This is a genomic window from Sinomonas albida (genome assembly GCF_004919045.1).
GTDB lineage: Bacteria > Actinomycetota > Actinomycetes > Actinomycetales > Micrococcaceae > Sinomonas > Sinomonas albida.
Genome location: NZ_SWDW01000007.1, coordinates 150,365 through 176,190, shown reverse-complemented (window position 1 = coordinate 176,190; position 25,826 = coordinate 150,365). Strand labels below are relative to the sequence as shown.

Here is a 25,826-nt window from a genome sequence, read left to right as displayed (position 1 = left end):
TGGTCTCAATTCTGGATCGAGTGGTTCAGCGCCGATGACGCGTCGGGAGCTCCGCAGGCTTCGCGAGCTGCAGGAGGCCGCGCCGCCACTGCCGGATGACCCGCCCCTCTCGGCGCAGGATGCCCTCTCGGCGCAGGATGCCCTCTCGGCGCAGGACCCCCTCTCTGCGCGGGATGCCGTGCAGCAGGAATCGGTCCCGGAGGCGTTGCCGCTCGAGTCCCTCCCGCGTGGATCCTTCCCGCTCGAATCACTCCCTCTCGAATCCCTCCCGCCTGAGGCTCAGCCGGCCCTGCCCGAGCGCTTGCCCGAAGTATCGGAGCCTTACACGGAGACGGATCATCTCGCGGGGCGCGAAATCGAAAGCTCGGAAGCGCCCGTGCCTACGCCGCGCACCATCGACCCGGACCCCCTGCCCGCGCCCACGCCGCGCGTCGTCGATCAGACCCCGCCGCCCGCTCCGACGCCGCCCCCGGCCGTCCCCTTCATCGAACAGCCCGCTGGGTTCGTCAGGCCTGTCGAAGAGGTGACGGGACTGCGCGGGTTTCGTGGGTGGCTGCACCGCATCAGTGGCGGCTCGATCTTCGGGCCGTCCGCCGAGGACCGGGCCGAGGCCGAGCTCGACCGGCGAATCCGTCGCAGCATAGGAGGAAGCCAGAACACGGCGTTCCTCTCGCTCAAGGGCGGTGTCGGCAAGACGTCCACCACGATCGGCGTGGGGCTCACGCTTGCTGGCATCCGCGAGGGGAGCGTCTGCGCAATCGACGCGAATCCCGACGCCGGCGACCTCATCGAGCGTGCCCTCGGAGAGGGTGCCTACGAGTCCGAACGCGAGCTGACCATCACGCGACTCCTCCAGCGGATCGGGGACGATGAGTCCCGCGATGCACTGAACGCCTACCTCCACGAGGCCTCGGGACTTCACCTTCTCGCGGGGGAGCAGGATCCAGAGCTCTCCGACTCCCTCACGGTCGAGGACTACCGCCGGGTCTACGACCTCGTGTCCCGCCACTACGGCGTCACGCTCACGGACTGCGGGACCGGGGTCAGCCGGCCGGCCATGCGGGGAATCCTCGAGAACGCCGACAACGTGGTCGTTGCGGCCGGCTTCGCGGTGAGCGGGGCCAAGCGCGCCCGCGACACGCTCGCCTGGCTCGCGGCCCACGGGTTCGGCGAGCTCGCGCGCAACGCGATCGTGGTCGTCACCGACAAGGACGGCGTCTCGGCTCGAGTCGACAAGGCCGCCATCGAGGCCACGCTCGGCGGAATGTGCCGCGTACTGATCAGCGTCCCGCACGACAACGCCGTCGCTGACGGCGATCTCATCTCGCTCGCGTCGCTGCGGCCGGACACGCGGCGCGCGTACCGGGAGATCGCCGCCGCCATCGTCGACGGCTATCGCTGAGGCAATCGGGCCAAACCGAGGTGCCCCGAACCGCCGCGCGCCTAGCTATGCGAACTGCGTGCGCCCACTAACGGGAGCGGTCCATGCCCAAGAAAAGGGGACGGCACGGCTGCCCCCAATAGCAGTCGTGCCGTCCATCGGCCCCGAAGCAGAGTTTCGTCAAGCCGATTAGTCCAATGAATGGATATGGCAAAGGCTAATCGCCTCCGGTGCCCAAGCGCAACGGGTCGGATGCTGAGAGCTTCCCGGGAAGTCAGATGCGTTGTGCCTGCGCGCTTAGTCCCTGCGCGCCGCGACGGCGAACAGCCAGGTCGCCGCAACCGTCAGGAGATAGCCGCTGATCACGATGAGCGAGATGCCCGCCCAGAAATAGTGGGTGGTGCTCGTGACGCCAGACCCCGGAGCGAGGCGCGCGAGCAGCGAGATCGCGAGCCCCATGGCGCAGACGCCGGCGAGGACCGGCAGCGCGAGCCACACCCGGGACGCCGTCCACTGGCTCCCGAAGCCCTCCCAGGTGTTCCATCGCCAACCGGTTCGCATGATGATCCACCCGGCCGGCGTCATGACCGCCCCGACCACGAGGAATGCCGCGATGACGTCCGAGGGCCGGTGCCACTGGTTCACGAGGGTGGCGCCGCCCGAGAGGATGGCGAACGTCCCGCCGGCCCACGCGATGAACGGCCGCCACGACGGCGACGTGACCAAGAACACGGCAGCGGCGGCCGAGGCAGCGAGCGTCGTGTGGCCTGAGGGGAGCGAGTTGTCCATGAGCGTCTCGACGCCGCGGAACGGCCGGGTGAAAACGTACGCCTTGAGGACCTGCGTGGCGATGTTGGCGAGCGCGGCCCCCAAGAAGGCGATGAGCGCGGCCGACCAGCGGCCCTTCGCGATGGCTGCGTACAGCAGCCCCCCAATGCCGACGACGACGGCCATGGTCGGCAGGGCGTCGAGGAAGCCCAGCGCGGCCTTCGCGGCGCGCTCGCCGTAGAGCGCGACCGCCTCGTCGAGTGCCGACTCGTCGATGTACTGGCCGGTGGTCGTGCGGACGAAGAACCAGTACGTCCCTGCGACCCCGGCGGCGCTCGCGAGTGCTGCCCCGATGAACAGCCCCGGCCTCGCGATGGCGTCGCGGAGCGGCGCCACATGCCGCGATGAGCTGGGCGTGTCGGGTTGCGCGCGCGTTGATGCCATGGCTTCAAGGGTGACACACCCCGCTGCGCTTCTCAGCTGGGACCCCTCAGCTTGCTCCGCTAGGGTCGGGGTGATGGTTCAGGAATGGTGGGCGGCGTTCGTCCAGGGTTTCACGCACACCGCGCCGCTCACGGTGCCCGCGAGCGAGCTCGTGTGGCTGCTGATCGGCGCGGCGGCGCTGTGCGTCGTCCCGGTCCTGTGGCACTTCTTCGGCCGCTTCGTGACGATCGTCCACGAGCTGGGCCATGCCTTCGCCGGGCTCCTCACCGGCATGCGCGTCACCGGGATCACGCTCCGCATGGACCAAGGCGGCACGACCCAGGGGATGGGGCGTGGCCGGGCCGTCTGGTTCGGCTTCTGGGGCTACCCGGCGCCCGCCGTCGTCGGCGCCGCGCTCGTCGCGGCGTCTGCCGCGGGATGGGGCCGCGCCGCGCTGTCGGGGGCGGTGGTCGTGCTCATCGCCGTCTTCCTGTTCATTCGCAATCTCCAAGGCGTCCTCATCGTCCTGGGCGCGATTCTCGCCGTCGCGATCCTCGTGGTGGCCGTGCCGCCGGATCTGCAGGGGCACCTCGCGCTCGGCGCTGGGGTGGCCCTTGTCCTGGGCGCCGTCCGCGACTGGTGGAACCTCGTGTCCGTCCACACGACGCGCCGCCGCGAGCTCGCGAGCTCCGACGCGTACATCCTGTCGCGCAAGACCGGCGTGCCGGCGGGGTTCTGGCTGTTCTCGTTCGCCGTCGTCATCGCGGCCTGCGGCGCGGCGGCGTGGCTCGTCCTGAGGGTTGCCGCATGACTGGCCTCGAACCAGACCTCCGTCCCGGTGCCCTCCCGCCGCTCGAGGCGCTCGAGGCGAGTGCCGCCGTCGTCCGTCTGCCGCTCACGGTGCGGTTCCGCGGCGTCCTCGAACGCGAGGCGCTCCTCCTGCGCGGCCCCGCAGGGTGGGGCGAGTTCGCCCCGTTCCTCGAGTACGACGACGTCGAATCCTCGCGCTGGCTCGCGTCGGCCATCGAGGCTGCGTGGGAAGGGTTCCCCGCGTCCGTGCGGGACACCGTGCCGGTCAACGCGACGGTCCCCGCTGTCCCCGCGACGCGCGTGCCCGAGGTGCTTGCGAAGTACGGCCCGGTCTCGGCGGTGAAGGTCAAGGTCGCCGAGCGGGGGCAGACTCTCGCGGACGACGTCGCTCGGGTCGCCGCCGTGCGCGAGGCCCTGCCGGATGCGGCCCTGCGCGTCGACGCCAACGCGGCCTGGTCGGTGGACGAGGCCGTTGAGGCGCTCGCCGCGCTCGCGCCGTTCGAACTCGAGTACGCCGAGCAGCCGGCCGCCGGGATCGAGGGGCTCGCCGCGGTGCGCGCCCGCCTCGCCGCAGCCGGCACTCCCGTGCTCATTGCTGCCGACGAGAGCGTCCGCAAGGCCGAAGACCCGCTCCGCGTGGCCCGCGCCGGCGCCGCCGACCTCATTGTGGTCAAGGCCGCACCCCTCGGCGGGGTGCGGCGGGCCCTCGAGATCGTAGGCGCCGCAGGCCTGCCGGCGGTGGTGAGCTCGGCCCTCGACACGTCCGTGGGCCTCGCCGCGGGCGTCGCGCTCGCCGCGGCGTTGCCCGAGCTCCCGTACGCGTGCGGCCTCGGCACCGGCGCGCTGTTCGCGCACGACGTCGTCCGCTCGCCCCTCGTGCCGAGCGGCGGCTGCCTGCCCCTCGAGTCCCCTACGCCGGACCCCGAGCTCCTCGCCGAGCACGCGGCCCCGGCCGAGCGGCGCGCGTGGTGGCTCGACCGCCTGCGTCGGTGCTACGGGGTTTTGGGGTCGGCTGGCTCCTGAGCGTGCCTGCACACGAGGTGGGCGACGAGCGCGGTCCAGCCCGTCTGGTGCGACGCCCCGATTCCCGCGCCCGTGTCGCCGTGGAAGTACTCGCTGAACGTGGGGTGCGCATCCCACAGCGGACCCGCTGGGTGGTGGCGCGGCGTGCTGGGGCGTCGGCCTGTCTCGTCCGGCCGGAACAGCCGCACGAGGCGCCCTTCGAGCTCGCGGGCCACGACCCCGAGGGAGACGCGCGTCCCCGAGCCCGTGGGGAACTCGACGGTGACGTCCGCCCCCGAGCCCTCGGCGAAGACGGCGAGGGCGTCGGCCATGAGGACGTTGACGGGGAACCACACGGGCCCGCGCCAGTTCGAGTTCCCGCCGAACAGGCCCGAGTCCGACTCGCCCGGCAGATAGGCGATGGTCATCGGTTGGCCTGCGACGCTGACGGTGAACGGTTCGCGGTACGCGGCCGAGAGGGAGCGGAGCCCGTAGGGGGAGAGGAACTCGCGTTCGTCGAGCATGCGCGCGAGCACGCGCGTGAGCCGCTCGCCATGCAGGACTGCGAGCGTGAGCCGCGAGGCGACGTCAGCGTCGGGGTTCGCCCCGCTGCTCGTGGCTCGCAGGAGCGCGCCCATCTGCTCCGGCCGGTGCCGCTGGAGCCAGTGCAGGTTCTGCGCGAAGTCGGGAAGCTCCGCCTGGGCCCACTCGGGGGCGACCGCGACTGCGAGGAGCGGCAGGAGGCCGACCATGCTGCGGATCGGGAGGCGCTGTTGGCTCCCGTCGTCGGCCACGAGGACGTCGTAGAAGAAGCCGTCCGCCTCGTCCCACAGCTCGACGCCGGCGCTCCCGAACGTGTCCATGGCGTCCGCGATCGAGAGGAAGTGCTCGAGGAACTTGGTCGCGAGATCGTCCCACACCCGGTCCTGGCGCGCTAGCTCGAGCGCGATCCGCATCATGGTCAGGCAGTAGAACGCCATCCAACTCGTCGCGTCCGACTGCTCGAGCCGATGGCCCGGCGGCAGTCCCTTCGAGCGGTCGAAGAGCCCGATGTTGTCCATCCCGAGGAAGCCGCCCTCGAACAGGTTCGAGCCGTCGGCGTCCTTGCGGTTGACCCACCACGAGAAGTTGAGCAGGAGCTTCGCGAACACTCGGGTGAGGAAGTCGAGGTCGCGGCCGCCGTCGATGCAGTAGACCTGCCAGGCCGCCCACGCGTGGACGGGCGGATTCACGTCTCCGAACGCCCACTCGTAGGCGGGAAGCTGCCCGTCCGGGTGCATCGCCCACTCCCGGCACAGGAGCACGAGCTGGCCCTTCGCAAACTCGGGATCGATGTGGGCGAGCGCCACGCAGTGGAACGCCAGGTCCCACGAGGCGAACCACGGGTACTCCCACTCGTCCGGCATCGAGATGACATCGGCGAGGGCAAGATGCCGCCACCCCGAGTTGCGCCCCGCGAGCCCGAGGCGGTCGCCGGGCGGGGCCGGGAACGCCGGGTCCCCCTCGAGCCACTCGCGCACGGAGTAGCGATAATGCTGCTTGCCCCACAGGAGCCCGGCGAAGGCGCGGCGGGCCACGAAGGCGTCCTCCGCCGTCGTCTGCTCCGCGCCCGTGCCCGCGCCGGCGGGGCTGGGGGTCGGGCCGGACCCTGTCCCGAGGACCGCCGCGTAGAACTCGTCCGCCTCCCGCTCACGGTCGGCGAGGACGTCGTCGAACCCGACGCCGAACGGGTCGAGCGGGAGCATCTCGCCCGTCAGCCGAAGGCGCACGGTCACGCTCGCGCCTGGGGCGATCGCGGGGATGCGCCAGCGCACGGCCGCCTTCGTGCCCGTCTCGGCCGGATTGAGCAGAGAGCGGTCGTCGCGGACGATCGCGGCGTCGATCGCGTCGGTGGGGTGGGGCGAGCGGTTCTCCGGAGCGCCGAAGAGCTCGACGTCGTTGCTCTCGTTGTCGCAGAACATCACCTCGGGCGCCACATGGTGAGGCCAGGCAGCGCGCGCCGCGCCCAGGGGCGCGCCTTCAGCCCGGAACGTGTCCGCCGCCAGGACGTAGCGGCCCAGGAATCCGTGGGTCGCCTCGATCGCGACGACGCCGCCTGGCCGGAGCTCGGGCGGGCGCAGCCTGCGCAGCTGTGGGACGCGCTCGTCGCGACCCCAGGCCCACGTGTTCCGGAACCACAGCTGCGCGACGAGATCGAGCGGCGCAGGGTCCGGGCCGTGGTTGGTTGCGGTGATGGTGACGCACACGTCGTCGGGCGAGGCCTTCGCGTGCACGGTCTCGATGTCGAAGAAGCGGTCCTCGCGGAGGACTCCCGTGTCCGACAGCTCGTACTCCGGGGACTCGCGGGAGAGGCTCCCGTTCGTGCGCACGAGGTCCTCGTACGGATACGCCGCCTGCGGGTACCGGTACAGCGTCTTGGCCCACGAATGCGTGGGTGTCGCGTCGACGTGCCACCAGTGCTCCTTAACGTCCTCCCCGTGGTTGCCTTGGCCGTTCGTGAGGCCGAAGTAGCGCTCCTTGAGCCGGTCGTCGTGGCCGTTCCACAGCGCGACGCCGAGGTTGAGGAAGCCGAAGCGGTCGCACAGGCCAGCGATCCCGTCCTCGCCCCAGCGATAGGCCCGCCGATGCGCGTGGTCGAACGGGAAGAAGTCCCAGGCGTCGCCGTCCTCCGAGTAGTCCTCGCGGACCGTGCCCCACTGGCGTCCGGCCAGATACGGGCCCCAGAGGCGCCAGGGATCCGAATCCCCGGGGGACTCGGCGAGGCGGCGGTGCTCGGGGGTGTCCTGTGTGGGGGCGTCCGGCGCGGGGGTGTCCTGTGTGGGGGTGTCCTGCGCGGGGGCGGTGTGGCGGTCTGGGGCGTCGGGTGCGGCGGTGCTGCGAGGGGTCGTGGCGTCGCGATGGGTGGCGTCCGGCATGGCGCCAGTCTGCCATCCGAGCCGTCAGAAGTGCGTCGACGTTCCATTCACGGGCAGGGTGCCGAGAGGAACTCCCGCGGTGTCGGTGGGGGTACCCGTCGTGGCCGGCTGATAGGCGGGGATGCTGGCCCCTGCTCCCGTGCCGGGGACGCCGCTCTTGAGTGCTCCGAGGGTGATGGTGAGCGTCTTCCTGTCGGCGCCGAGCGAGACCGAGGACGGTTGGTTCTGGCCGGATCCCTTGAAGGTGAGGTTTCCTCCCGAGCCCGTGGTGTAGGCCGTGCCGAGAGCGACGCTGCCGAAGCCCGACGTCGTGCAGCCTGTCGACGGAAGGGTGAGGAGGTCGTTGCCGGCGTTGCGGGTGATCTGGACGCTCACGCTGTTCGCGGATTGGGTCCAAGGCCCCGTCGGACTGGTCCAGAGGTCGCACAGGGAACTCGGATTCATCGTCTCGTTGAACACGATCACGACCTTGTCGTTCGTGTCCGCTGTGCCGGCGAGTCCGCCGTTCTGGAGCGTCACCGAGACGACCTTGGGACCGATGCGGCTCGTGGCCGTCGTGACCGTGCTGACGTTCTCCGCCACGTCGGTGGCCCGGGCGGAGAAGGTCACCGCCCCGGAGCTCAGAGCACTCAGGTTCATGGTGGCGGACCAGTTCCCCGCACTGTTGGCTGTCGCCGAGGCCGTCGCCGTGCCGCTCACCGCGCCGGTGGCAGTCAGGGCGACCGTCGCCCCGGCCTCGGCCGTGCCCGCGAGCTGGACCGCAGCCACCGTGTCCCCCGTGATCTTTGCGGGAACCGTGGTGAACACGGGGGCGGCAGAGACGGTGTCCTTCGTGACGCTCACGGTGGTGGGGGCGCTGTTGTTGCCAGCGAGGTCCTGGGCGGTGGCATTCACGGTCAGCGTGCCGTCGTTGAGGTTCGTCACGTTGAGGGTCGGGAGCGACCACGTGCCGGTCGAGCTCGCCGTGGCCGTACCGCTCGCGGTGCGGCCGGCGCCGTCGGAGGCGACGACGGTGACCGTGCTGGCCGCCTCGGCCGTCCCGGAGATCGGTACAGAGGCCACATTCGCAGCATTGACCACGGCGGGAACGGCCAACGAAGGCGCGGCGGGGGCCTGCGTGTCGATCCGGAGTGTCAGCGATTGGTTGGCCGACACGTTGCCGGCCCGATCGGTGGCTGAGTACACGAGGGTATGGGTGCCGTCGCCGGCCACGGATACGGACGTCGTGCTGGCGGCAAGGGTCACGGGCTGCCCGCCGTCGAGGGTGTAGGTGAGCGAGGTGACACCGCTGCCGCCAGCCTCGTCGACGGCGGCCAGCGTGACCACAACGGGGCTGACGTTGTCGTAGCCCGCGGCGTTCGGCGGGGGCGAGATCGAGGTCACGGAGACAGTGGGTGCCGTCCCGTCCGAGATGACGCCGCTGCCGCGGCCGCCCTCTGCGCCGCTCCAATTGCCGAGCAGCGGCGTGACGGTGTAATACCACGTCCCCGCTGGAACGCCGGTCTCGGTGCAGGAGAGGGCGGCGAGGGCTCCCGCGCACCCCGCCCCGGCGGGGACCGGGCTGCCGCCGGTCGAGGTGCTGTAGCGGCGCACCGTGTAGCCGGATGCGGCGTGTCCGCCTGCCGTGGCGCTGGCTGCCCAGGACACCGTGACGCTCTGGCGTGCCGCGGTAGCGACCGGCGTTGGCCCTTGCGCGAGGGCGTCGGCACCCGCCACGGCGTTCTGGGTGCCCGATGCCGCCTGCCAGTAGGCGAACGCGGCCCCGCCGCTGCCAGCGACGAGGAGTGCCGCCGCAAGCAGCGCGGTGCCGCGCCTGCCGAGGCGACGCAGAGGCGTGGCGCGGCCGGCGGTGGTCTGGTGACGGTTCACTTGCGCACCTCGAGGATCAGCGGGAGGTCGAACATCGCGCCTTGGCACCCGGAATCCGAGGTGAGGTCCATCGTGACCGTTCTCGGGAGGGAAACGGTCAGCGTGGCGTTGGCGGGGATCGTGACCGTCGGCGTGAGCGGTGCGGCGGGGCTCTGGAACGCGACCCCCGTCGTCACGCATTGTGGATGCCCGGCATCGGGGGCGGCCGGACCGGCCGCGGCGACGCTGTAGAGCTGGACGTCGTACGGGTTGGGATTGGTGATGCTGACGGCGGCATCGGCTGTCCCACCCGGGTAGAGCGGCGCCTGGCCCGGTGCCAGCTGAACGAGGGCCTTGCCCGTCAGGGCCTGCAGCTGCCCCGCCGCGGCGTTTCCCGAGCCGACACCGCCCATGAGCCAGTAGGCGGAGGCGGCCGCGCCGACCGCAAGGAGGAGGACGACGGCGGCGAGGGTCGCCACCGCGCGTCGGCTGCCTCGGAGGACTGTGAAGCGCTGGAGGATCTTCATCTCAGTTCCCCTGTCCGGACCCAGAGAAGCCAAGGAGCAGGGTCGCGCCTTTGCAGCCGTCCTGATTGGCGGTCGTGTCGAGCATGGAGACCTTGGGCCACTGGCTGCCCGGGACTCCCATGGAGGCGAACGAGCTCGTGCCAACCGGCGCCGCGAGGGGGTAGGGCCCGCTGTATTGCGTCACGGCGTAGTCCGCGATGCTGCACGGAAGGCCCTTGGACACAGCGTCAGCTGCACGCGTCACGCCCGTGAGCGTCACCGAGAGATTTGTGATGGAGAGCGGCTGGCTGTTCGGATTCGAGAAGCTCAGGGCGAGCGGCTTGGAGAGCCCTGGGGCGAGAGGCGAAACGAGGCCGCCCGTGATCGCGAAGGCCTTGCCGTTGCTGAGCACCTCAAACTGCACGCTGGCGTACGCGTACTGCGCTTTGCCGCTCGGATCCTGCCCTGAGCCGACGATATAGAGGGTCGTTTTGGTCGCCGGGGCCGAGGCGGACGCGGTGATCTGGAGGCTCGAGGAGGGTCCGGTGGTCGAATTCGGACTGAAGCTCGCCGAGACTCCAGATGGGACGCCGGACACCGTGAAGGAGATCGGGCCCGGCATGTTGGAGCGGCTGATGGCGAGGCCGTAGACGCCGCTCGAGCCAGGCGAGATGCTCAGCGAGGCCGGGGCGCTGGTCACCGAGAAGGACCCCGAGAGCGGGTAGTTCACGGTCAGGCCGGCGCCGGTGGAAGCGCTCGTCTTCCCCGAGGTGCCCTCGATTTGGAGGCTGTAGGTCCCTACGGGGGTGGATGACGTGGTCGCCACCGTCAGCGTCGACGTCGACGACGAGCCCGGGGTGAGGCTGAGCCCCGACGGCGAGAAGCTCGCCGTCGCCGGGCTCGGCAGCGCGCCCACTGACAGCGCGACGGCCCCCGCGAAGCCGTTCTGCGAAGTTACGGTGACCGCATACACGGCGTTCGAGCCGCGGACCACCGATTGGCTTCCGGGCGAGACCTGCACTGTGAAGGACGGCTTGGGCGTTTGGCCCGCCGCGAAGAGCGCCCCGGCGGGCAGCATGACACCGAGCAGGGTAATGACCGCGATCCTGACTGCTCTCCCGAGGCCTTGAGGCGTTGCCCCGAGGAGATTCCGCATATCCCGCACCCTGTGTCTCCTTATGCAGTGTCATAGCTGCTGCAGTGTCATGGTTGCCCGCCTGGCTGGGGCTAGTTGCTCGTGACCGAGACCGTGATGATCGCGCCCTTGCAGGCGTCCTGGTTCGCCGCGGAGTCCTTGAACGTCAAGGTGCCGCTTCCCACCGAGACGCCCGTGGTGTGACCGGCGACCGTCGAGTTGGACGTGAGGGCCGTGACACCGAACCACGCCGGATCGCACTGCGCAACGCTCGTGCTCACGGTCGCCGCAAGTGCCCCGACGACAGTGCTCGTATCGTTGCCGTTGTCGGCCGTGTAGGCGACTGCCTCTGACTCGCCCGGCGTGAGGCCGGCGTTGAACGTCGAGTGCAGCACCACGGTCTGGCCACCAGCGGAGGTGGCGGCATTGCCGCTGCCGGCTCCGGTCGTGGTCCAGTAGGCAAACGCGCCTCCGCCGATGCCGATGAGACCGGCAGTGGTGACGGCGACAGCGACCTTGCTCTTGATCGACAGCTTCCTCATGGGGTGCTCCTTGAAGGGTGATGGGTCCTGAACGGTGATGGTTCGTGGGCCGTGCTCGTTGGTGGGTCGTGCTCGTTGGTGGGCGGTGCTGGTTTGTGGGCGGTGCTGGTTTGTGGGCGGTGCTGGTTGGTGGGCGGTGCGGGTTTGTGGGCAGTGTGTGCGGCGGCGCGCAATGCCCCACCGTTGACGCCCTCTGGACTCGGATCGGGTGGATCTGGAGCCCGATGCGAAAGACTCTCTCAGCCCCTGCGGGATGCTCCTACACTTGCGCGTACTCGACTTCTCGGCAGAGATGAACACCCGTGCGGTACTCGCAGACAGGTCCGAAGGAACGAGTCCGAAGGACGAGTCCGAACGAATGCGGAAGGGGCCCGAGAACGGGTCAAGGAGGCAGAGGCAGCCAAGGGATGGAGGCGCCGGGCTACCGGGATGGCCTCGCGGGTGTACTCAGGAGGGGAGCAATGACGCCCTTCGATCGGACGTCGCCGCCACGAGCCTAGGATTGAGGTGTGACTTCTCTCGGCTCCCTCGACGCCGCCCGCGAGGTGGTCTCCGGACTCCTCGCGGGCGGCGTTCGTCGCGTTGTTGTCTGCCCCGGGTCGCGCAGCGCGCCCCTCGCGTATGCGCTCGCCGAGGCCGAGGGCCGCGGCCTCCTCGAACTCGTGGTGCGGATCGACGAGCGCGCGGGCGGGTTCACCGCGCTCGGCGCCGCGCTCTCCTCGGGACGGCCGACGGCGGTGCTCACCACGAGCGGCACGGCCGTGGGGAATCTTCTGCCCGCCGTCATGGAGGCGAACCACGCCGAGGTCCCCGTGATCGTGCTTTCCGCCGACCGGCCCGCCGAACTCCACGGGACGGGCGCGAACCAGACGACCGAACAGCTCGACCTCTTCGGCGAGCATGTGCGCTTCGCGACGTCGGTCCCGGCGGGGGAGTCGCCGTCGTCGGCCGTGCGGACAGCGCTCAGCGCCGCCTCGGGGCTCCTGCCCGGCGTTCCCTCGGGCCCGGTGCAGCTCAACGTGTGCTTCCGCGAGCCGCTCGTGCCCGCGGGGGAGTGGGAGCCGCCCGTCGGCGGGTGGGCGCAGCCGGCCACGGAGGGCTTCGCGTACCGTCGGCCTGCGGTCGCGGCGCTCGGCGGGCTCCCGCCGCGGCGCGCGGTCGTCATGGCCGGCCACGGCGCCGGGCCGCTCGCCGAGGCGTTCGCCGCCGCGCACGGGCTGCCGCTCCTCGCGGAGCCGTCGTCCAACGCGCGCTTCGGCTCGCACGCCGTGGGGCCGTACCGCGTGCTGCTCGACGGACATCCGGGGGAGGGGATCGAGCGGGTCGTGCTGTTCGGACGGCCCACCCTCAGCCGACCGGTCACGGCGCTGCTCGAGCGCGAGGGGGTCGAGACGGCGCTGTTCCACCCGCGTCCGGTCGCGTGGTTCGAGGAGGGGCGGCGGCGCGAGCGGCTCGTCGCGGACCTCGACGAGCTCTCCGACTTCGCTGGCCGCGGCGCCGAGGGGTGGCTCGACGCGTGGCTCCTCGCTGGCGCGGCCGCGCAGGAGGCCATGGACCGCGTGCTGGCGGCCCTCCCGCTCTCGGGCCCGCGCCTCGCGCAGCTCGTGTGGCAGGCCGCTCGCGGGCAGCTCCTCCTCGGCTCGTCGAACGGGATCCGCGACGTGGACCTCGCGGCCTCGCCCGCGGGCGAGCCAGGCGCGCGCGTGTTCTCGAACCGCGGCCTCGCAGGCATCGACGGCACGGTCTCGACCGCGACCGGCCTCTGGCTCGGGAACCGCCTCGAGACGACCCTGTTCCTCGGCGACCTCACGTTCCTGCACGACGCCGGTGGCCTCCTCCTCGGCACCGGCGAGGCCGAGCCATCGCTGCGCATCGTCGTGCTCAACGACGCCGGAGGCGCGATCTTCGGCCTCCTCGAGCACGGCCGCGTGGCGGGCGACGGCGCGGACCGCCCGGGTGCCGCGGCCGCTGTCGAACGCCTCTTCGGCACGCCGCACAAGGCCGACCTCCGTGCGCTCGCCGCGGCCTACGGCGTGCGGCACACGGTCGTGCGGACGACGGCGGAGGCAGCTTCCGCCTTGGCCGCACCCCGGTCGTCGGCCCGGGAGATCATCGAGGCGCGCGTGGACCGTTCCGCCCTGCGCGAGCTGCACGCGCGGCTTCGGGCGGCGGTGGCAGAATCCGTCTCCCCCCAACACCGTTTCGGGTACAGATAATCGCTCCCTGGAGCGTTTCGGGTACAGATAACCTGCTGCTGGGGCGTTTCGGGTACAGATAACTCGCCGCTGGGGCGTTTCGGGTACAGCTACTCGCTGTTAAGGGGACTTAGACAAAAGGCCGCGGCTCCGTGGAAACGAGAACGCTCGCTTCCACGGAGCCGCGGCCTTTGTCTGCGGTCAGAGCACCTTGCTGAGGAAGCTCTGGGTCCTGTGGTGCTGCGGGTTCGCGATGACCTCGCGGGGGTTGCCCGACTCGACCACGACTCCGCCGTCCATGAAGGTGAGGGTGTCTCCGACTTCGCGGGCGAAGCCGATCTCGTGGGTGACCACGACCATCGTCATGCCGGTGCTGGCGAGGTCCTTCATGACGTTGAGCACGTCGCCCACGAGCTCGGGGTCGAGCGCGGAGGTGGGCTCGTCGAAGAGCATGAGCTCGGGGTCCATCGCGAGGGCGCGGGCGATCGCGACGCGCTGCTGCTGCCCGCCCGAGAGCTGGGCGGGGTAGTGCTTGGCGCGATCCGAGAGGCCCACGCGGTCCAGGAGCTCGAGGGCGCGCTTCCTCGCAGCGGCCTTGTCCTGGCCCTTGACCTGGACTGGTGCCTCCATGACGTTCTCGACGGCGGTCTTGTGGCCGAAGAGGTTGAAGCGCTGGAAGACCATGCCGATATTGCGGCGCTGCGCGGCGATCTCCTTGGTGTGGAGCTCGTGCAGCCTGCCGCCCTTCTCCTTGTAGCCGATCAGCTCGTCGTTGACCCAGATGCGGCCGGCGCTGATCGTCTCGAGGTGGTTGACGCAGCGCAGGAGCGTCGACTTCCCGGAGCCCGACGGGCCGATCAGCACCGACACCTCGCCCTGACGGACGGTCATGTCGATCCCACGCAGCACGTGGTGCTCTCCGTAGTACTTGTGCACGCCCTCGATCCGGACCAGTTCCTTGGCCGTCGGCGCGGGGGTGGTGTGCCCAGCGGTGGCAGGGGCGCTCATCGGCCACTCTCCTCGATGGTCTCTCCGGCGGCCGTCGGGCCGCCCGGCATGGACTCGGCGCCGCCGATCCCCGCGGCCGCAGCCTTCGCCGCAGCCGGGTTGACGGCCGCGGCGTTGACGGGAGCCGGGACCAGATTGTCCACGCCCTTGCCGTAGTACTTCTCGATGTAATGCTGGCCCACCATGAGGATGCTCGTGACCAGGAGGTACCAGAACGCCGCGACGATCAGCAGCGGGATCGGCTGGTAGGTGCGGTTCGCGAGCGCGTTCGTGACGAACGTCAGGTCATAGGTGAACGGGACCGCGAGCACGAGAGAGGTCGTCTTGAGCATGCCGATCGTCTCGTTGCCGGTAGGCGGCACGATGACGCGCATGGCCTGGGGCAGGACGATGCGCCACATGACCTTGGTGCCGCGCATGCCGAGCGCCTCGGCCGCCTCGATTTGGCCCTTGTCCACGGACTTGAGGCCCGCGCGGAAGATCTCGGCGAGATAGGCGGACTCGTTGAGGCCCAAGCCGAGGACCGCGGGGACGAAGCCCTTGCTCGGGTCGCTCAGCACGTACGTGGCGAGCTCCGGGCCGAACGGGATCCCGAGCGTGACAGCCGGATAGAGGACAGTCACGAGGCCCCAGAAGATGAGCTGCGTGTACACCGGGGTGCCGCGGAAGAACCAGACCCAGGTCCAGCTCGACCAGCGCAGGATCGGGTTGTCCGACTGACGCATGAAGGCGAGCGCGACGGCGAGGACGATCGCGAGGACCATGGACAGGACGGTCAGGAGCAGCGTCCAGCCCACGCCCTGCACGACATTGACATCTCGGATGTACGCCGCGACGGTCCCCCAGCCGAACCTGGGGTTCGTCGCGAGGCTCTGGATGGCCAGAGCCACGAGGATGAGGATGACCGCGGCCGCGACCCAGCGGCCGGGGTGGCGCACCGGAACTGCCTTGATGAGTTCCGGTGCGCCGCCCTGCTTCGCGGCTTCAGTGGTTTCCGCGCGGTGAGTAGTCATGAGAGTCACGAGGAGACGGACGGGTTGAGCTCAGCGTTGCTGATCGCGCCGTCGGAGTTGTTCCAGGTGTCGAGGATCTTCTTGTACGAGCCGTTGGAGATGAGCTTCGCCATGACCTTCTGGACGAGCCCAGCGAGGGCCGTATCGCTCTTCGCGACCGCGATGCCCTCAGGGGCTGCGTCGGTCGTGCTCCCGACCTTCTCGAGCGCGCCGTTGGTCTGCGAGATCGCGTAGCCGACCACGGGCGAATCCGCGGACATCGCGTCGAGGCCGCCGCTGACCAGACGGGTGTTGAGGTCCGTCTGCTTGTCGAGCGAGACGACGTCGATCGCCTTCTTGCCGCTCTGCGTGCACTTGTCGCTCTTGTTCTTGATGTCGTCCGCCTCGGTCGTGCCGGTCTGGACGCCGATCGACTTGCCGCATACGTCATCGACGGAGAACTTCTTCGGGTTGCCCTTCTGGACGGCCCACGCGGTGCCCGCGTTGAAGTAGCTCACGAAGTTGACGGCGCCGAGGCGCTCCTTCGTGATCGTGAACGAGCTGATTCCGAGATCGTACTTCGGGCCGAGCGCGGGGAGGATGCCCGTGAAGTCGGCCGTCTGGACGTCGACCTTGAGGCCCAGGGTCGCGCCGATGGCCTTGGCCAGGTCGACGTCGTAGCCCATCGGGGTGTGGTTGTCGGAGCCGCCCAGGAACTCGGCGGGGGCGTACGTCGTGTCGGAGCCGACCACGAGCGTTCCCTTGGACTTGATGGCGGCGGGCACCTGCGACGCCAGGGAGTCATCCTTCTGGACACTGCTCGGATCGAAGCTGGCGGAGCCGGAGCCGCTCGGCTGGGCGCCGCCAGCCGTCTCGGACGCGTTGGTGCAGCCGGTGAGCGCAAGCGCGCCTACCGCGAGGACCACAGCGCCCTTGGCAGCGAGCTTCGTGGTGAAGGTCATGGTTCGTCCCTTAGTTGAGGTAGTGGCAAACAGGTGCTAAAGCGACATCTATCCTATCCGCTCGCTCGAGCGGGGTGAGATGTGCATCACATGCAACTTTAGTTTCACCATTGGACAACGAAAAGGCAGGGAGTGCAACCCCGAATCCCCGACATCGTTCCGGGATCCCGGACGTTCTCGGTGCCTGAAGTCAGCGCTCCACGCCGAGCGCCTCGAGCATCGGCCGGAACTTCGCCCACGTCTCCGCGAGCTCCGCTTCCGGAAGCGACCCCTCGACGATCCCGCAGCCCGCGTAAAGTCGCGCGGTGTTTCGGCCCTCGAGGACCGCACCCCGCAGGGCGATCCCGAACTCGCCGTTCCCCGCGCCGTCGAGCCAGCCCACGGGCCCTGCGTAGGGGCCGCGATCGAGGGTCTCGAGTTCGCGGATGAGGGCGCCTGCCGTCTCGGTGGGCGTTCCGCACACGGCGGCCGTCGGGTGCAGCGCGTTGACGAGCGCGAGCGGCGTGGGCACGTGGCCCTCGACGTCGGCGAGCTCCGCCTTGACGTCGGACGCGAGGTGGTAGACGTTGGGCAGCTCGAGGATGAACGGCTCGTCGTGGGCGTTGAGCGCCGCGGCGAAGGGCTCGAGCGCGGTCGTGAGCGATTCGATCGCGATCTGGTGCTCGTGCCGCTGCTTCGCGGACCCCGCGAGGACGCGCTCCGCGTAGCCGGGCCCCTCGCCGTCGGCCTCGCGGCGGTCGAGCGTGCCCGCGAGCACGCGCGCCTGGGCCGTGCGCCCCTCGACCTGGATGAGCATCTCGGGCGTTGCGCCCACGAGCCCGTCGACCCCATACACCCAACAGTCGCGGTAGGCCGATGCGAGGCGGCGCAGCACGCGCTCGCGGGGGATCCCGCCGTCGTCCTCGACGACCACGTCGCGCGCCAGCACGAGCTTCTCGAGCTCGCCCGCGCGGATGTGCCGAACCCCGGACGCGACGGCGGACATCCACCGCTGCTCGCCGAGCCGCCCGGCGCGCACCGCGAGGCGCGCGCCGTTGAGCGACGCGAGCGGCACGGGGGAGGTCCAACGGACGACGGCGGCGCGCAGCTCCCGCTCGGAAGGCCGGCTCCCGTCCGCGGTCAGGTGCGTGGCCCACGCGCGGCCGTCCCGCACGCCGATCACGAACTCGGGCACGACGAGCCGCGACGCGTACTCAGAGGTCTTGGAGAAGGCGAACGAGCCGAAGGCAATGAGCCCGGTCCCGGGGTGCTGCAGCGGATCCTCGACGTCGGCGTCGAGCGTGAGCCGCTTCCACCAGGCCTCGGCCTCGATGAATCGCTCCGGCCCGGTCCCCTCGAAGCGCGCGACTTCGCCGAAGCCGAGCTGGCCCTCGCCGCGGCGGAGCCAGCACAGGGCGTCTGGGTGGTTGATCGCGTTCGAGAGGTCGCCGAACGGGACGGCACCCGCTTCGGCGACAGCGCCCAGATCGATCGTGAGGGCGCGCAGAGGGGAGGTCATGATGGGAATAAGAGTACGCGCTCACCTGCGGGCCGGCCGCGCTCGCCTCCGCTCCGGACCTGCGGGGATGCTGAAAAGCTCGGGCCTCGCCGCCTGGATCCGGTCGAGGTCGTCGAGGACGAACCTCAGGTGCGAGCGAAGCTCGCGCTGCGCCGTCGCGAGGTCGCCTGACGCGACCGCTTCGTGGACACGCCGATGATCTGCGGCGTACTCCGAGATCGCACGGTAGCCGCTCAGTCCGAGGTAGCGAGCACGGTCGAGGTGGCCCTTCGCGCTCTGGACCGCCGTCCACGCCGACGCGTGCCCCGCGATCGCGAGGAGTGCGCGGTGGAAGCGCTCGTCGAGGGGGTAGAACTCTTCGCGCGTGGTGCACGCCTCCTGGGCGTCGAGGAGGCGGTCGACGTAGGCGCCGCTCTCGGGCGTCCAGTTCTCGATGCAGGCCTCGAGCGAGGCGACCTCGATGGCCTCGCGGATGAACTGCGCCTGCCGGACCATCCCAGGGTCGATGAGGGAGACATAGCTTCCGCGCTGGGGCCGGACCTCGACGAGCCCCTCCTGGGCGAGGAGCAGGAGCGCCTCGCGCACCGGGGTGCGGCTGAGGTCGAGCCGGAGCGCGAGGTCGTTCTCGCTCAGGAGTGCGCCCGGCGGCTCCTCGCCGGTCACGATGAGCTCGCGGATGTGCTCGTAGGCGAGTTCGCGGCTCGACGGCGGTCGGGCCGAAGCTGCGGCCTGATAGGCCCGATTGGCCTGATCGAACCAGGAGGCCTGATCGAACCAGGAAGCCTGATCGAACCAGGAAGACGGGGCCATGGGCACCAGCGTAGGGGCGGATGGCTCGACATCACTAGTATGGCAGTGATTGAATGAGCGGACGCCCCCCTTTCCCGTTCAGGAGGAAACCCCCATGAGCCTGGCCGTCGTCGTCCATGCAGCCGGTGACCTGCGGCTCGATGCCATCGAGCCGCGCGAGATCGGCCCCCACGACGCCCTCGTCGCCGTCGAGTACGGCGGGATCTGCGGGAGCGACCTCCACTACGTCAAGCACGGCGCCGCCGGCCTGAGCATCCTGCGCGATCCCATGGTCCTGGGCCACGAGGTCGCAGGGCGCGTCGCGGCGCTCGGCTCCGAGGTCACGGGCTTCGAGGTCGGCCAGGCGGTGGCCATCCACCCGGCCATGGTGTGCGGCGAGTGCGAGTACTGCACTTCGGGCCGCCCGAACCTCTGCGGCACGGTCCACCATCTCGGCTCGGCCGCGTACCACCCGCACACGGAGGGCGGCTTCTCGGCGCACACGGTCGTGCCGGCGCGGCAGCTCCGCGCCGTTCCGGAGGGCGTGAGCACGCGGCTCGCCGCCGTCGCCGAGCCGCTTGGCGTGGCCATCCACGCCGTGAACCGCGCGGGATCGATCGAAGGCAAGACCGTCCTCGTCAACGGCGCTGGGCCCATCGGTGCGCTCGTCGTCGCCGCCGCGCGCAAGGCGGGCGCCGCCCACGTCGTCGCGAGCGACCTCGCGGCAGGATCGCTCGACGTCGCCCGACGCATGGGCGCGCACGACGTCGTCAACCTCGCCGAGGGCGGGGAACTCCCCGCGACGGACGTCGTGTTCGAGGCCTCAGGCGCGCCGGCCGCGGTGACGAGCGTGCTGCGCGCCGTCAAGCGCGGTGGGCTCGTGGTCCAGGTGGGCAACCTGCCAGCGGGGAAGCTCGAGGTCTCCCTCGCGGAGCTCGTCTTCCGCGAGATCGACTACCGCGGCTCGTTCCGGTTCGTCGACGAGATCTCGACCGCGCTCCACTACTTGGCCGAGGGCCTCGACATCGAGCCCCTGCTCACGCACGAGTTCCCGGTCGAGGAGGCCGCCGAGGCGTTCCGCATCGCGGGCGATCGCTCCACCGGGTCCTCGAAGGTGCTCCTCCGGTTCTGACGCTCCGGCCGCGAAACGTCAAGCGATGGGCCAGAAGTTTGGCAGAATGGACCGGGTGAACAGCACAGGCAAGAGGGCATCACTCGACAAGCTTCCTGAGGAAGTCGCCAGCATGTTCGACGACGTCGCGCCGCGCTACGACGTGGTCAACGACCTGTTGTCGCTCGGCCAGACGCGCCGGTGGCGGAAGGTCGTCTTCGATGCTGTCGGCGCGGAGCCCGGCCAGCGCGTCCTCGATCTTGCCGCCGGCACGGGCACGTCCGCCGAGCCGTATGCGGACGCTGGCATCGAAGTCGTCGCCTGTGACTTCTCCCTCGGCATGCTGCGCGTCGGCAAGCGCCGCCGCCCGGACATCGACTTCGTCGCGGGCGATGCGACCAACCTCCCGTTCGCGGACAACTCGTTCGACGCGGTCACGATCTCGTTCGGCCTGCGCAACGTCACGGACCCGCACCGCGCCCTCCGAGAGATGCTCCGCGTCACGAAGCCGGGCGGGAAGATCGTCGTGGCCGAGTTCTCCTCGCCCGTGAACCCCCTGTGGCGCACCATGTACCTCGAGTACCTCATGCGCGCCCTTCCGCCCGTCGCCCGGAAGGCTTCGTCCAACCCGGACGCCTACGTGTACCTCGCCGAGTCGATCCGCGCGTGGCCCGACCAGGACCACCTCGCGGCCTGGCTCAGCGAGGACGGGTGGGAGAACGTGGCGTACCGGAACCTCTCCGGCGGGATCGTCGCCGTGCACCGCGGCACGAAGCCCGTCCCGCCCGCGTCCCAGTCCGGACCCGTGGAGAAGATCCGCCGCGCGCGCCGCGCCGCCGGCTGACGGCCGCCTGACGCGCATGGAAGTCCTCATTGTCGGTGCCGGACCTGCCGGGTCAACTGCCGCGCACTACCTCGCCCGCTCGGGTGTGCCCGTCACGGTCCTCGAGAAGACGCGCTTCCCGCGCGAGAAGGTCTGCGGCGACGGGCTCACGCCGCGCGCCGTCCGCGAGATCCAGCTCCTGGGCCTGCCGCACGCGGAGGCCGACGGCTGGCGCCGCAACCGCGGGCTGCGGCTCATCGCCGGCGGGCGCACCGTCGAGCTTCCGTGGCCGGAGGGCGGGGAGTTCCCCGCCTACGGCCTCATCCGGACCCGCCTCGGCTTCGACGAGGAGCTCGCCCGGCACGCCGAGGCGGCGGGCGCGCGGATCCTCGAGGGGCACAGCGTCACCGAGGTTCTGAGGAACGACGCCGGCCGCGTGGTCGGCGCGCGCGTGCAGCTCCTCGACGAGGACGGCAAGAAGACGGGGGAGTCCCGCGACTTCTTCGCCGACGTGGTGCTCGCCGCTGACGGCAACTCGACCCGCGCGGCCCTCTCGCGCGGCCTCGCGAAGCGCGACGACCGTCCTCTCGGCGTGGCCTACCGCACCTACTTCCGCAGCCCTCGCCACGAAGACGACTGGATGGAGGGCTGGCTCGAGCTCCCCGGGCGCGACGGCAGGCCGCTGCCCGGCTACGGCTGGGTGTTCGGCGTCGGCGACGGCACCTCGAACGTGGGGCTCGGCATCCTCAACTCGTCGAAGGATTTCGGCAAGCTCGACTACCGGCAGGTGCTCCGCGACTGGACCGCAGGCATGCCCGAGGAGTGGGGCTTCACCGAGACCGCCCAGGTGGGCCCGATCCGGGGGGCCGCGCTGCCCATGGGCTTCAACCGCACCCCGCACGTCGTCCCGGGCATGGCGCTCCTCGGCGACGCTGGCGGCATGGTGAGCCCGTTCAACGGCGAGGGCATCAGCTACGCGATGGAGTCGGGACGCTACGCCGCGGAGTTCCTCGTCGACGCCGCGGCAGCCCAGCGCGCGGCGGGCGGGGCGCGGCCGGCGGAGGACGACGTCGACCGTCGCCTGTCCGCGTATGCGGACCAGGTGCGGGCCCAGTGGGGCAGCCACTTCACGCTCGGCCGCTTGTTCGCGGCGCTCATCGGGCGCCCAGCTGTGATGCGCGCCGCGCTGCGCACGGGCATGCCGCTCCCCGCACTCATGCGCGTGGTGGTGCGACTGCTCGCGAACCTGACCGAGCCCCGCGGAGGCAGCCTCGAGGACCGCGCCATCCGGCTGCTCGAGTCGCTGGTTCCCGCGACGTCCAATTAGGCTTGACCCGTGACGAACACTGAACACAGCTGGACCAGCGCGGGCCACGGGTACTCCGAGGGAGAGCCCGCCCCGACCACGACGGCCATCGCCGCCGGGATCCAGCTGCCTGCAGGCTTCGCCTCGATCGCGGAGGATCCCGAGATCGGCCCCGCGATCATGACGAGCATGGCCCGCGTCGAGAAGCGCCTCCGCGAGGCGATCTCGAACTCTGATCCGCTCGCCGACGCGACAAGCCGCCACCTCGTCGAGGCGGGAGGCAAGCGCATCCGCCCGCTCCTCACGCTCCTGTGCTCGCACTTCGGCGACTGGACGCGCCCCGAGGTGTTGCAGGCCGCCGCGGTCGTCGAGCTCACCCACCTCGCGACGCTCTACCACGACGACGTCATGGACTCTGCCCCCTACCGCCGCGGCGCTCCCACGGCCCACGAGGTGTGGGGCAACACCGTGGCGATCCTCACGGGCGACCTCATCTTCGCGCGCGCCTCGATCCTCGTGTCCGAGCTCGGCGGCCGAGCGCTCGCGATTCAGGCGCGGACGTTCGAGCGCCTGTGCCTCGGGCAGCTGCACGAGACCGTGGGGCCGCGCGAGGACGAGGATCCGCTGGACCACTACATCTCCGTCCTCGCCGACAAGACCGGCTCGCTCATCGCCGCGTCGGGCCAGATGGGCGCGATCTTCGCCGGGGCGCCCGCAGAGTACGAAGACGTTCTCGTGGCCTATGGCGAGCGAGTGGGTGTCGCGTTCCAGCTTGCCGATGACGTCATCGACGTCACCGGGGGCAAGGTGACGTCCGGCAAGTCCGCCGGAACCGATCTGCGGGAGGGCGTGCCGACCCTACCGGTCCTGCTCCTGCGGCGCGCCGCCGCACAAGGCGATGCCACGGCCGACGAGGTGCTCCGTCTGGTCGACGGCGACCTCACGAGCGACGAGGCGCTCGCCGAGGCCGTCTCCGCGCTCTCGGCGCACTCCGCGACCGCGCAGTCGTGGGAAGTCGCGCGGGAGTGGGCGGACGCGGCCAAGTCGGCGCTGCGTCCCCTGCCCGAGGGCGTCGTGAAGGCGTCGCTCGCGGCGTTTGCGGACGCCGTCGTCGACCGCAAGGCGTAAACGGACCAGTCTTCCTGGCCGGTTTAACGGCGCGGGCTGTGCCCGTTAACGGCGCGGGTGCTGCTCGGCTTAAACGGCGCTGGCCGCGCCTGTTAACGACGCGGGCCCTGCCCGGCTTAAACGGCGCTGGCCGCGCCCTTTGTTAACGACGCGGGCCCTGGTTAGCGGATTCCGCTTCCCAGGGCCCTTTTCCGTTCGCACCCGGGTCCACTGGAGGCTGAAGTGAACCCGTTAACAAGCATATGACAGATCTGTCATATGTCCAGTGGCCCAGGTCAACGATTTTTCCGCGGCCTGTCCGAGGTGGCCGGATGGCTCGTCCCGTCGCGACCCTGTTTTGGCCGGCCGCACTCACTTCAGCCGCGGATTCCCGGGGGTCTCTGGCAGATGGAGCGCTTCGCCGACGCAGAAGAGGGTCGTGACGGGACGGCGTTTGCTATCCACATACGGCCGCAGCGTGTGGCGGTAGAGCTCGCCAATCGGCGAGTCTCATGCCATGGGGCCGATCGAGATCGTGAGGCGACGCGGCGGTCTGGCAAGAACCGCGGATCTGTACCGGCTGGGCGTCAGCAAGCGTGAATTGGCCTCCGCCGTCGAGCGTGGAGAGCTTGTGCGGGTGGTGCGAGGCTCTTATGCGCTCCCAGAGCTCGCGATCCTCCTGGTGCGGGCGCGTGCGGCCGGGGGCCGCCTGACCTGCATCTCGGCGGCACCCTTCTATGGGCTGTGGGTACTGCGCGAACCGCGGAGGCTTCATGTCGCCTGCGGCAATGGTGTCGCGGCCGCGGCCGACCCCGGCATCATCGATCACGCCGCGACGCACCTTCCGGGCGACCGGGTTCTGCCGATCGCCGCTCTCGCGGACGTACTGGTCCACGCCCTGCGGTGCCTCCCCGAGCTTGATGCCCTGGTGATGGTGCAGAGTGCGGCACTGCGGGGTATCTCCATGGACTTCCTCCGCAAGCGGCTGCCGGGAAGGCGCAACGGCAAGGCTCGTTCAGTCCTGGATCTGGTCCTTCCGCGGGCCGACTCGGTGCTCGAGGTGGCCGCGGCGCTGCTGTTCCGCCGGGCGGGCTTTGCCTTCGCAATGCACGTCGAGATCGAGGGCGTCGGCGAGGTGGACTTCGTGATCTGCGGCGTGCTCGTCGTCGAAACCGACGGATCGCCGCATTTCGACAAGAAGCAGATCAAGAAGGATCGCAGGAGAAGCAACGCCGCTGCTGTCCGTGGCTACGTGACCCTGCGCTACTACTGGGACGATATCGTCCACAGGCCCCACGAGACCGTGGCGGAAATTCGCGCGGTGCTTGCTCGGCTCATGGATGCCGGCCCAGGTCCCGTCCCGACCCTGTTCTAGTGGTCGATCACGCTCTCAGCGCAGGGATTTCCCGGGATTCTGCGGCGCGCGCGCAGGGGACACGCCAAAAGAAGGTCAGGACGGCCCGGCGGGATGGCTAGACGTGCTCCTGGTCCTCCGCGAAGACCCACTCGAACATGTCGAACGTGAACTCGGAGAACGTGCCGTCCTCAGAGACCCACTCGCCGCGGGCGTTGTTCTTCCGGAAGACGATCGGGTCCGGGACGCGCAGGTCGCCGGTGCGGAAGCCCCACGTGAACTGCTCTTCCTCGTCCTCGAGGAACATGAGGAAGCCCTCGTCGTCGACCTCGAGCTCCTCGGGATCCCAGAAGTAGTGGTACGCCTCCATGAGCTCGGAGCCGCCGAGCGCGAGGTAGAACTCGCGCAGCGCGAGGGGGATTGTGAACGCGTGCTCCTCGAGCGCCTCGTCGAGCTCGGCCTCGGAGATCCCGTCGTCCGCCTGCCAGGCGTCGCCGAGGTACTTGGGGACAAGCGCGCGGAACTTCTCCAAGAACATGTCGCTCATGACCTCAATCCTAGCCATTCGAGACGGTGGCGGATCCCGGCCGCCGGTAGGCTCCGACTATGACCCGGCCGATTCTCGTCGCGTGCGCCCACGGAACCAGCAATCCTGACGGCAAGGCCGCGATCCTGCGCGTCGTCGAGGAGCTGCGTGCCGCCCGGCCGGACGCCACGGTGCTCGACGCATACGTCGACGTCCACGGCCCCGAGCTGCCCGACGTCGTCGCCGGCCTCCCCGCGGGGGCGCCCGCCGTCGTCGTCCCTTTGCTCCTGAGCGTCGGCTATCACGTCAAGGTGGACATCGGCCGCGCGGTCGCGTCCCGCGAGCGGACGACGGCGGCCGCCCCCCTCGGCCCCGACCCGCGCCTTGCGCGCGTGCTCGCCGAGCGCCTCGGGCAGGCTGGGCTGGGCCCGGGCGACGCCGTGGTGCTCGCCGCGGCGGGATCGTCGAATCCCGCGGCGTCGGACGACGTCGAGAGCATCGCCGACATGCTGCGGCACCTCGTGCCCAACCGGGTCCTCGCGGCCTACGGCGCGAGCGCCCAGCCGAGCGTGCCCGACGCGGTCGCGGAGCTGCGCGCCGAGGAGGTGGGGCGGATCGTCGTGGCGAGCTATCTCCTAGCGCCGGGTTACTTCCACGACCAGCTCGCGAAGGCCGGGGCCGACGCCGTTGCCGCGCCGCTCCTGCCGGCCTCCGAGGTCGCCGAGATCGCCCTCGAGCGGTTCGACGCCGCGCTCGCTGTGCTGTGAGCCCAGAGCGGCCGTGAGCCCAGACCACCCGGGCTGGGGTCAAGGGTCGTGACGCGAA

22 protein-coding genes are annotated in these 25,826 nt (G+C 70.4%); 10 read left to right on the top strand and 12 right to left on the bottom strand.

Going from position 1 to position 25,826, the window contains the following annotated elements; translation table 11 throughout:
- Positions 1-34 precede the first annotated feature (34 nt).
- Positions 35-1,402 (top strand): MinD/ParA family ATP-binding protein, encoded by a 1,368-nt coding sequence (locus tag E6A26_RS09115; protein WP_234865258.1) that lies wholly within the window; start codon positions 35-37, stop codon positions 1,400-1,402.
- A 276-nt stretch (positions 1,403-1,678) separates the two neighbouring features.
- Here E6A26_RS09115 and E6A26_RS09110 read toward each other — a convergent pair whose 3' ends face one another.
- Complete coding sequence (locus E6A26_RS09110; RefSeq protein ID WP_136610877.1) at positions 1,679-2,593, bottom strand: phosphatase PAP2 family protein; 915 nt, start codon at positions 2,591-2,593, stop codon at positions 1,679-1,681.
- 73 nt (positions 2,594-2,666) lie between these two features.
- Here E6A26_RS09110 and E6A26_RS09105 point away from each other — a divergent pair, with 73 nt between their 5' ends.
- Positions 2,667-3,383 carry a M50 family metallopeptidase gene (locus E6A26_RS09105; RefSeq protein WP_136610876.1) on the top strand — a complete coding sequence of 239 codons (717 nt, stop codon included), beginning with the start codon at positions 2,667-2,669 and terminating at the stop codon, positions 3,381-3,383.
- The gene (locus E6A26_RS09100) at positions 3,380-4,405 is read left to right on the top strand and encodes an o-succinylbenzoate synthase (RefSeq protein WP_136610875.1); all 1,026 of its coding nucleotides are present in this window, start codon (positions 3,380-3,382) and stop codon (positions 4,403-4,405) included. Before E6A26_RS09105 ends, E6A26_RS09100 begins: the two co-directional genes overlap by 4 nt.
- Here E6A26_RS09100 and E6A26_RS09095 read toward each other — a convergent pair.
- The 5 genes from E6A26_RS09095 to E6A26_RS09075 all read right to left on the bottom strand — a co-directional run bounded on the left by E6A26_RS09095 (position 4,375) and on the right by E6A26_RS09075 (position 11,330).
- Positions 4,375-7,299, bottom strand: a complete 2,925-nt coding sequence (locus E6A26_RS09095) for an MGH1-like glycoside hydrolase domain-containing protein (protein WP_234865256.1) — start codon at positions 7,297-7,299, stop codon at positions 4,375-4,377. The two genes, E6A26_RS09100 and E6A26_RS09095, sit on opposite strands and share 31 nt — an antisense overlap.
- 24 nt (positions 7,300-7,323) lie before the next feature.
- Positions 7,324-9,168 (bottom strand): beta strand repeat-containing protein, encoded by a 1,845-nt coding sequence (locus E6A26_RS09090; RefSeq protein ID WP_168928708.1) that lies wholly within the window; start codon positions 9,166-9,168, stop codon positions 7,324-7,326.
- Positions 9,165-9,674 carry a hypothetical protein gene (locus E6A26_RS09085; RefSeq protein WP_136610873.1) on the bottom strand — a complete coding sequence of 170 codons (510 nt, stop codon included), beginning with the start codon at positions 9,672-9,674 and terminating at the stop codon, positions 9,165-9,167. Before E6A26_RS09085 ends, E6A26_RS09090 begins: the two co-directional genes overlap by 4 nt.
- A 1-nt stretch (position 9,675) precedes the next feature.
- Positions 9,676-10,809, bottom strand: a complete 1,134-nt coding sequence (locus tag E6A26_RS09080; protein WP_136610909.1) for a COG1470 family protein — start codon at positions 10,807-10,809, stop codon at positions 9,676-9,678.
- 71 nt (positions 10,810-10,880) lie between these two features.
- Entirely contained in the window at positions 10,881-11,330 is a 450-nt protein-coding gene (locus tag E6A26_RS09075) for a hypothetical protein (RefSeq protein WP_136610872.1), read from the bottom strand.
- 509 nt (positions 11,331-11,839) lie between these two features.
- Here E6A26_RS09075 and menD point away from each other — a divergent pair.
- Positions 11,840-13,546, top strand: coding sequence for a 2-succinyl-5-enolpyruvyl-6-hydroxy-3-cyclohexene-1-carboxylic-acid synthase (gene menD, locus E6A26_RS09070; RefSeq protein WP_136610871.1), 1,707 nt, complete (start codon positions 11,840-11,842; stop codon positions 13,544-13,546).
- A gap of 180 nt (positions 13,547-13,726) precedes the next feature.
- Here the strand turns inward: menD and E6A26_RS09065 are convergent, their stop codons facing one another.
- The 5 genes from E6A26_RS09065 to E6A26_RS09045 all read right to left on the bottom strand — a co-directional run bounded on the left by E6A26_RS09065 (position 13,727) and on the right by E6A26_RS09045 (position 18,795).
- Positions 13,727-14,533 (bottom strand): amino acid ABC transporter ATP-binding protein, encoded by an 807-nt coding sequence (locus E6A26_RS09065; RefSeq protein ID WP_136610870.1) that lies wholly within the window; start codon positions 14,531-14,533, stop codon positions 13,727-13,729.
- Complete coding sequence (locus E6A26_RS09060; RefSeq protein ID WP_136610869.1) at positions 14,530-15,546, bottom strand: amino acid ABC transporter permease; 1,017 nt, start codon at positions 15,544-15,546, stop codon at positions 14,530-14,532. Before E6A26_RS09060 ends, E6A26_RS09065 begins: the two co-directional genes overlap by 4 nt.
- Before the next feature lie 5 nt (positions 15,547-15,551).
- Entirely contained in the window at positions 15,552-16,487 is a 936-nt protein-coding gene (locus E6A26_RS09055) for an ABC transporter substrate-binding protein (protein WP_136610868.1), read from the bottom strand.
- Positions 16,488-16,677: 190 nt separating this feature from the next.
- Positions 16,678-17,985, bottom strand: coding sequence for an isochorismate synthase (locus E6A26_RS09050; RefSeq protein ID WP_136610867.1), 1,308 nt, complete (start codon positions 17,983-17,985; stop codon positions 16,678-16,680).
- Between the two features lie 21 nt (positions 17,986-18,006).
- Positions 18,007-18,795, bottom strand: a complete 789-nt coding sequence (locus tag E6A26_RS09045; RefSeq protein ID WP_136610866.1) for a GntR family transcriptional regulator — start codon at positions 18,793-18,795, stop codon at positions 18,007-18,009.
- Between the two features lie 94 nt (positions 18,796-18,889).
- Here E6A26_RS09045 and E6A26_RS09040 point away from each other — a divergent pair, with 94 nt between their 5' ends.
- From E6A26_RS09040 to E6A26_RS09020, 5 genes are all read left to right on the top strand, one after another.
- Positions 18,890-19,906 (top strand): L-idonate 5-dehydrogenase, encoded by a 1,017-nt coding sequence (locus tag E6A26_RS09040; RefSeq protein ID WP_136610865.1) that lies wholly within the window; start codon positions 18,890-18,892, stop codon positions 19,904-19,906.
- A 55-nt stretch (positions 19,907-19,961) separates the two neighbouring features.
- A complete protein-coding gene (locus tag E6A26_RS09035) occupies positions 19,962-20,729 on the top strand; it encodes a demethylmenaquinone methyltransferase (RefSeq protein ID WP_268815334.1) in 768 nt (255 codons plus the stop codon).
- A gap of 16 nt (positions 20,730-20,745) precedes the next feature.
- Positions 20,746-22,035 (top strand): geranylgeranyl reductase family protein, encoded by a 1,290-nt coding sequence (locus E6A26_RS09030; protein ID WP_136610863.1) that lies wholly within the window; start codon positions 20,746-20,748, stop codon positions 22,033-22,035.
- Positions 22,036-22,044: 9 nt separating this feature from the next.
- A complete protein-coding gene (locus E6A26_RS09025; protein WP_136610862.1) occupies positions 22,045-23,142 on the top strand; it encodes a polyprenyl synthetase family protein in 1,098 nt (365 codons plus the stop codon).
- A 496-nt stretch (positions 23,143-23,638) separates the two neighbouring features.
- The gene (locus E6A26_RS09020) at positions 23,639-24,496 is read left to right on the top strand and encodes a type IV toxin-antitoxin system AbiEi family antitoxin domain-containing protein (protein WP_136610861.1); all 858 of its coding nucleotides are present in this window, start codon (positions 23,639-23,641) and stop codon (positions 24,494-24,496) included.
- A gap of 97 nt (positions 24,497-24,593) precedes the next feature.
- Here E6A26_RS09020 and E6A26_RS09015 read toward each other — a convergent pair whose 3' ends face one another.
- Positions 24,594-25,022, bottom strand: coding sequence for a hypothetical protein (locus tag E6A26_RS09015; RefSeq protein ID WP_136610860.1), 429 nt, complete (start codon positions 25,020-25,022; stop codon positions 24,594-24,596).
- A 59-nt stretch (positions 25,023-25,081) separates the two neighbouring features.
- On the opposite strand from E6A26_RS09015, the gene E6A26_RS09010 reads away from it, so the two are divergent.
- Positions 25,082-25,768 carry a sirohydrochlorin chelatase gene (locus E6A26_RS09010; protein ID WP_136610859.1) on the top strand — a complete coding sequence of 229 codons (687 nt, stop codon included), beginning with the start codon at positions 25,082-25,084 and terminating at the stop codon, positions 25,766-25,768.
- Positions 25,769-25,826 lie beyond the last annotated feature (58 nt).

Excerpts from the sequence above, each read along its gene's own strand:
- E6A26_RS09115 (WP_234865258.1), top strand. The coding sequence starts at position 35 with ATGACGCGTCGGGAGCTCCGCAGGCTTCGCGAGCTGCAGGAGGCCGCG.
- E6A26_RS09110 (WP_136610877.1), bottom strand. The coding sequence starts at position 2,593 with ATGGCATCAACGCGCGCGCAACCCGACACGCCCAGCTCATCGCGGCAT.
- E6A26_RS09105 (WP_136610876.1), top strand. The coding sequence starts at position 2,667 with ATGGTTCAGGAATGGTGGGCGGCGTTCGTCCAGGGTTTCACGCACACC.
- E6A26_RS09100 (WP_136610875.1), top strand. The coding sequence starts at position 3,380 with ATGACTGGCCTCGAACCAGACCTCCGTCCCGGTGCCCTCCCGCCGCTC.
- E6A26_RS09095 (WP_234865256.1), bottom strand. The coding sequence starts at position 7,299 with ATGCCGGACGCCACCCATCGCGACGCCACGACCCCTCGCAGCACCGCC.
- E6A26_RS09085 (WP_136610873.1), bottom strand. The coding sequence starts at position 9,674 with ATGAAGATCCTCCAGCGCTTCACAGTCCTCCGAGGCAGCCGACGCGCG.
- E6A26_RS09080 (WP_136610909.1), bottom strand. The coding sequence starts at position 10,809 with ATGCGGAATCTCCTCGGGGCAACGCCTCAAGGCCTCGGGAGAGCAGTC.
- E6A26_RS09075 (WP_136610872.1), bottom strand. The coding sequence starts at position 11,330 with ATGAGGAAGCTGTCGATCAAGAGCAAGGTCGCTGTCGCCGTCACCACT.
- E6A26_RS09065 (WP_136610870.1), bottom strand. The coding sequence starts at position 14,533 with ATGAGCGCCCCTGCCACCGCTGGGCACACCACCCCCGCGCCGACGGCC.
- E6A26_RS09060 (WP_136610869.1), bottom strand. The coding sequence starts at position 15,546 with ATGACTACTCACCGCGCGGAAACCACTGAAGCCGCGAAGCAGGGCGGC.
- E6A26_RS09055 (WP_136610868.1), bottom strand. The coding sequence starts at position 16,487 with ATGACCTTCACCACGAAGCTCGCTGCCAAGGGCGCTGTGGTCCTCGCG.
- E6A26_RS09050 (WP_136610867.1), bottom strand. The coding sequence starts at position 17,985 with ATGACCTCCCCTCTGCGCGCCCTCACGATCGATCTGGGCGCTGTCGCC.
- E6A26_RS09045 (WP_136610866.1), bottom strand. The coding sequence starts at position 18,795 with ATGGCCCCGTCTTCCTGGTTCGATCAGGCTTCCTGGTTCGATCAGGCC.
- E6A26_RS09040 (WP_136610865.1), top strand. The coding sequence starts at position 18,890 with ATGAGCCTGGCCGTCGTCGTCCATGCAGCCGGTGACCTGCGGCTCGAT.
- E6A26_RS09030 (WP_136610863.1), top strand. The coding sequence starts at position 20,746 with ATGGAAGTCCTCATTGTCGGTGCCGGACCTGCCGGGTCAACTGCCGCG.
- E6A26_RS09020 (WP_136610861.1), top strand. The coding sequence starts at position 23,639 with ATGGGGCCGATCGAGATCGTGAGGCGACGCGGCGGTCTGGCAAGAACC.
- E6A26_RS09015 (WP_136610860.1), bottom strand. The coding sequence starts at position 25,022 with ATGAGCGACATGTTCTTGGAGAAGTTCCGCGCGCTTGTCCCCAAGTAC.
- E6A26_RS09010 (WP_136610859.1), top strand. The coding sequence starts at position 25,082 with ATGACCCGGCCGATTCTCGTCGCGTGCGCCCACGGAACCAGCAATCCT.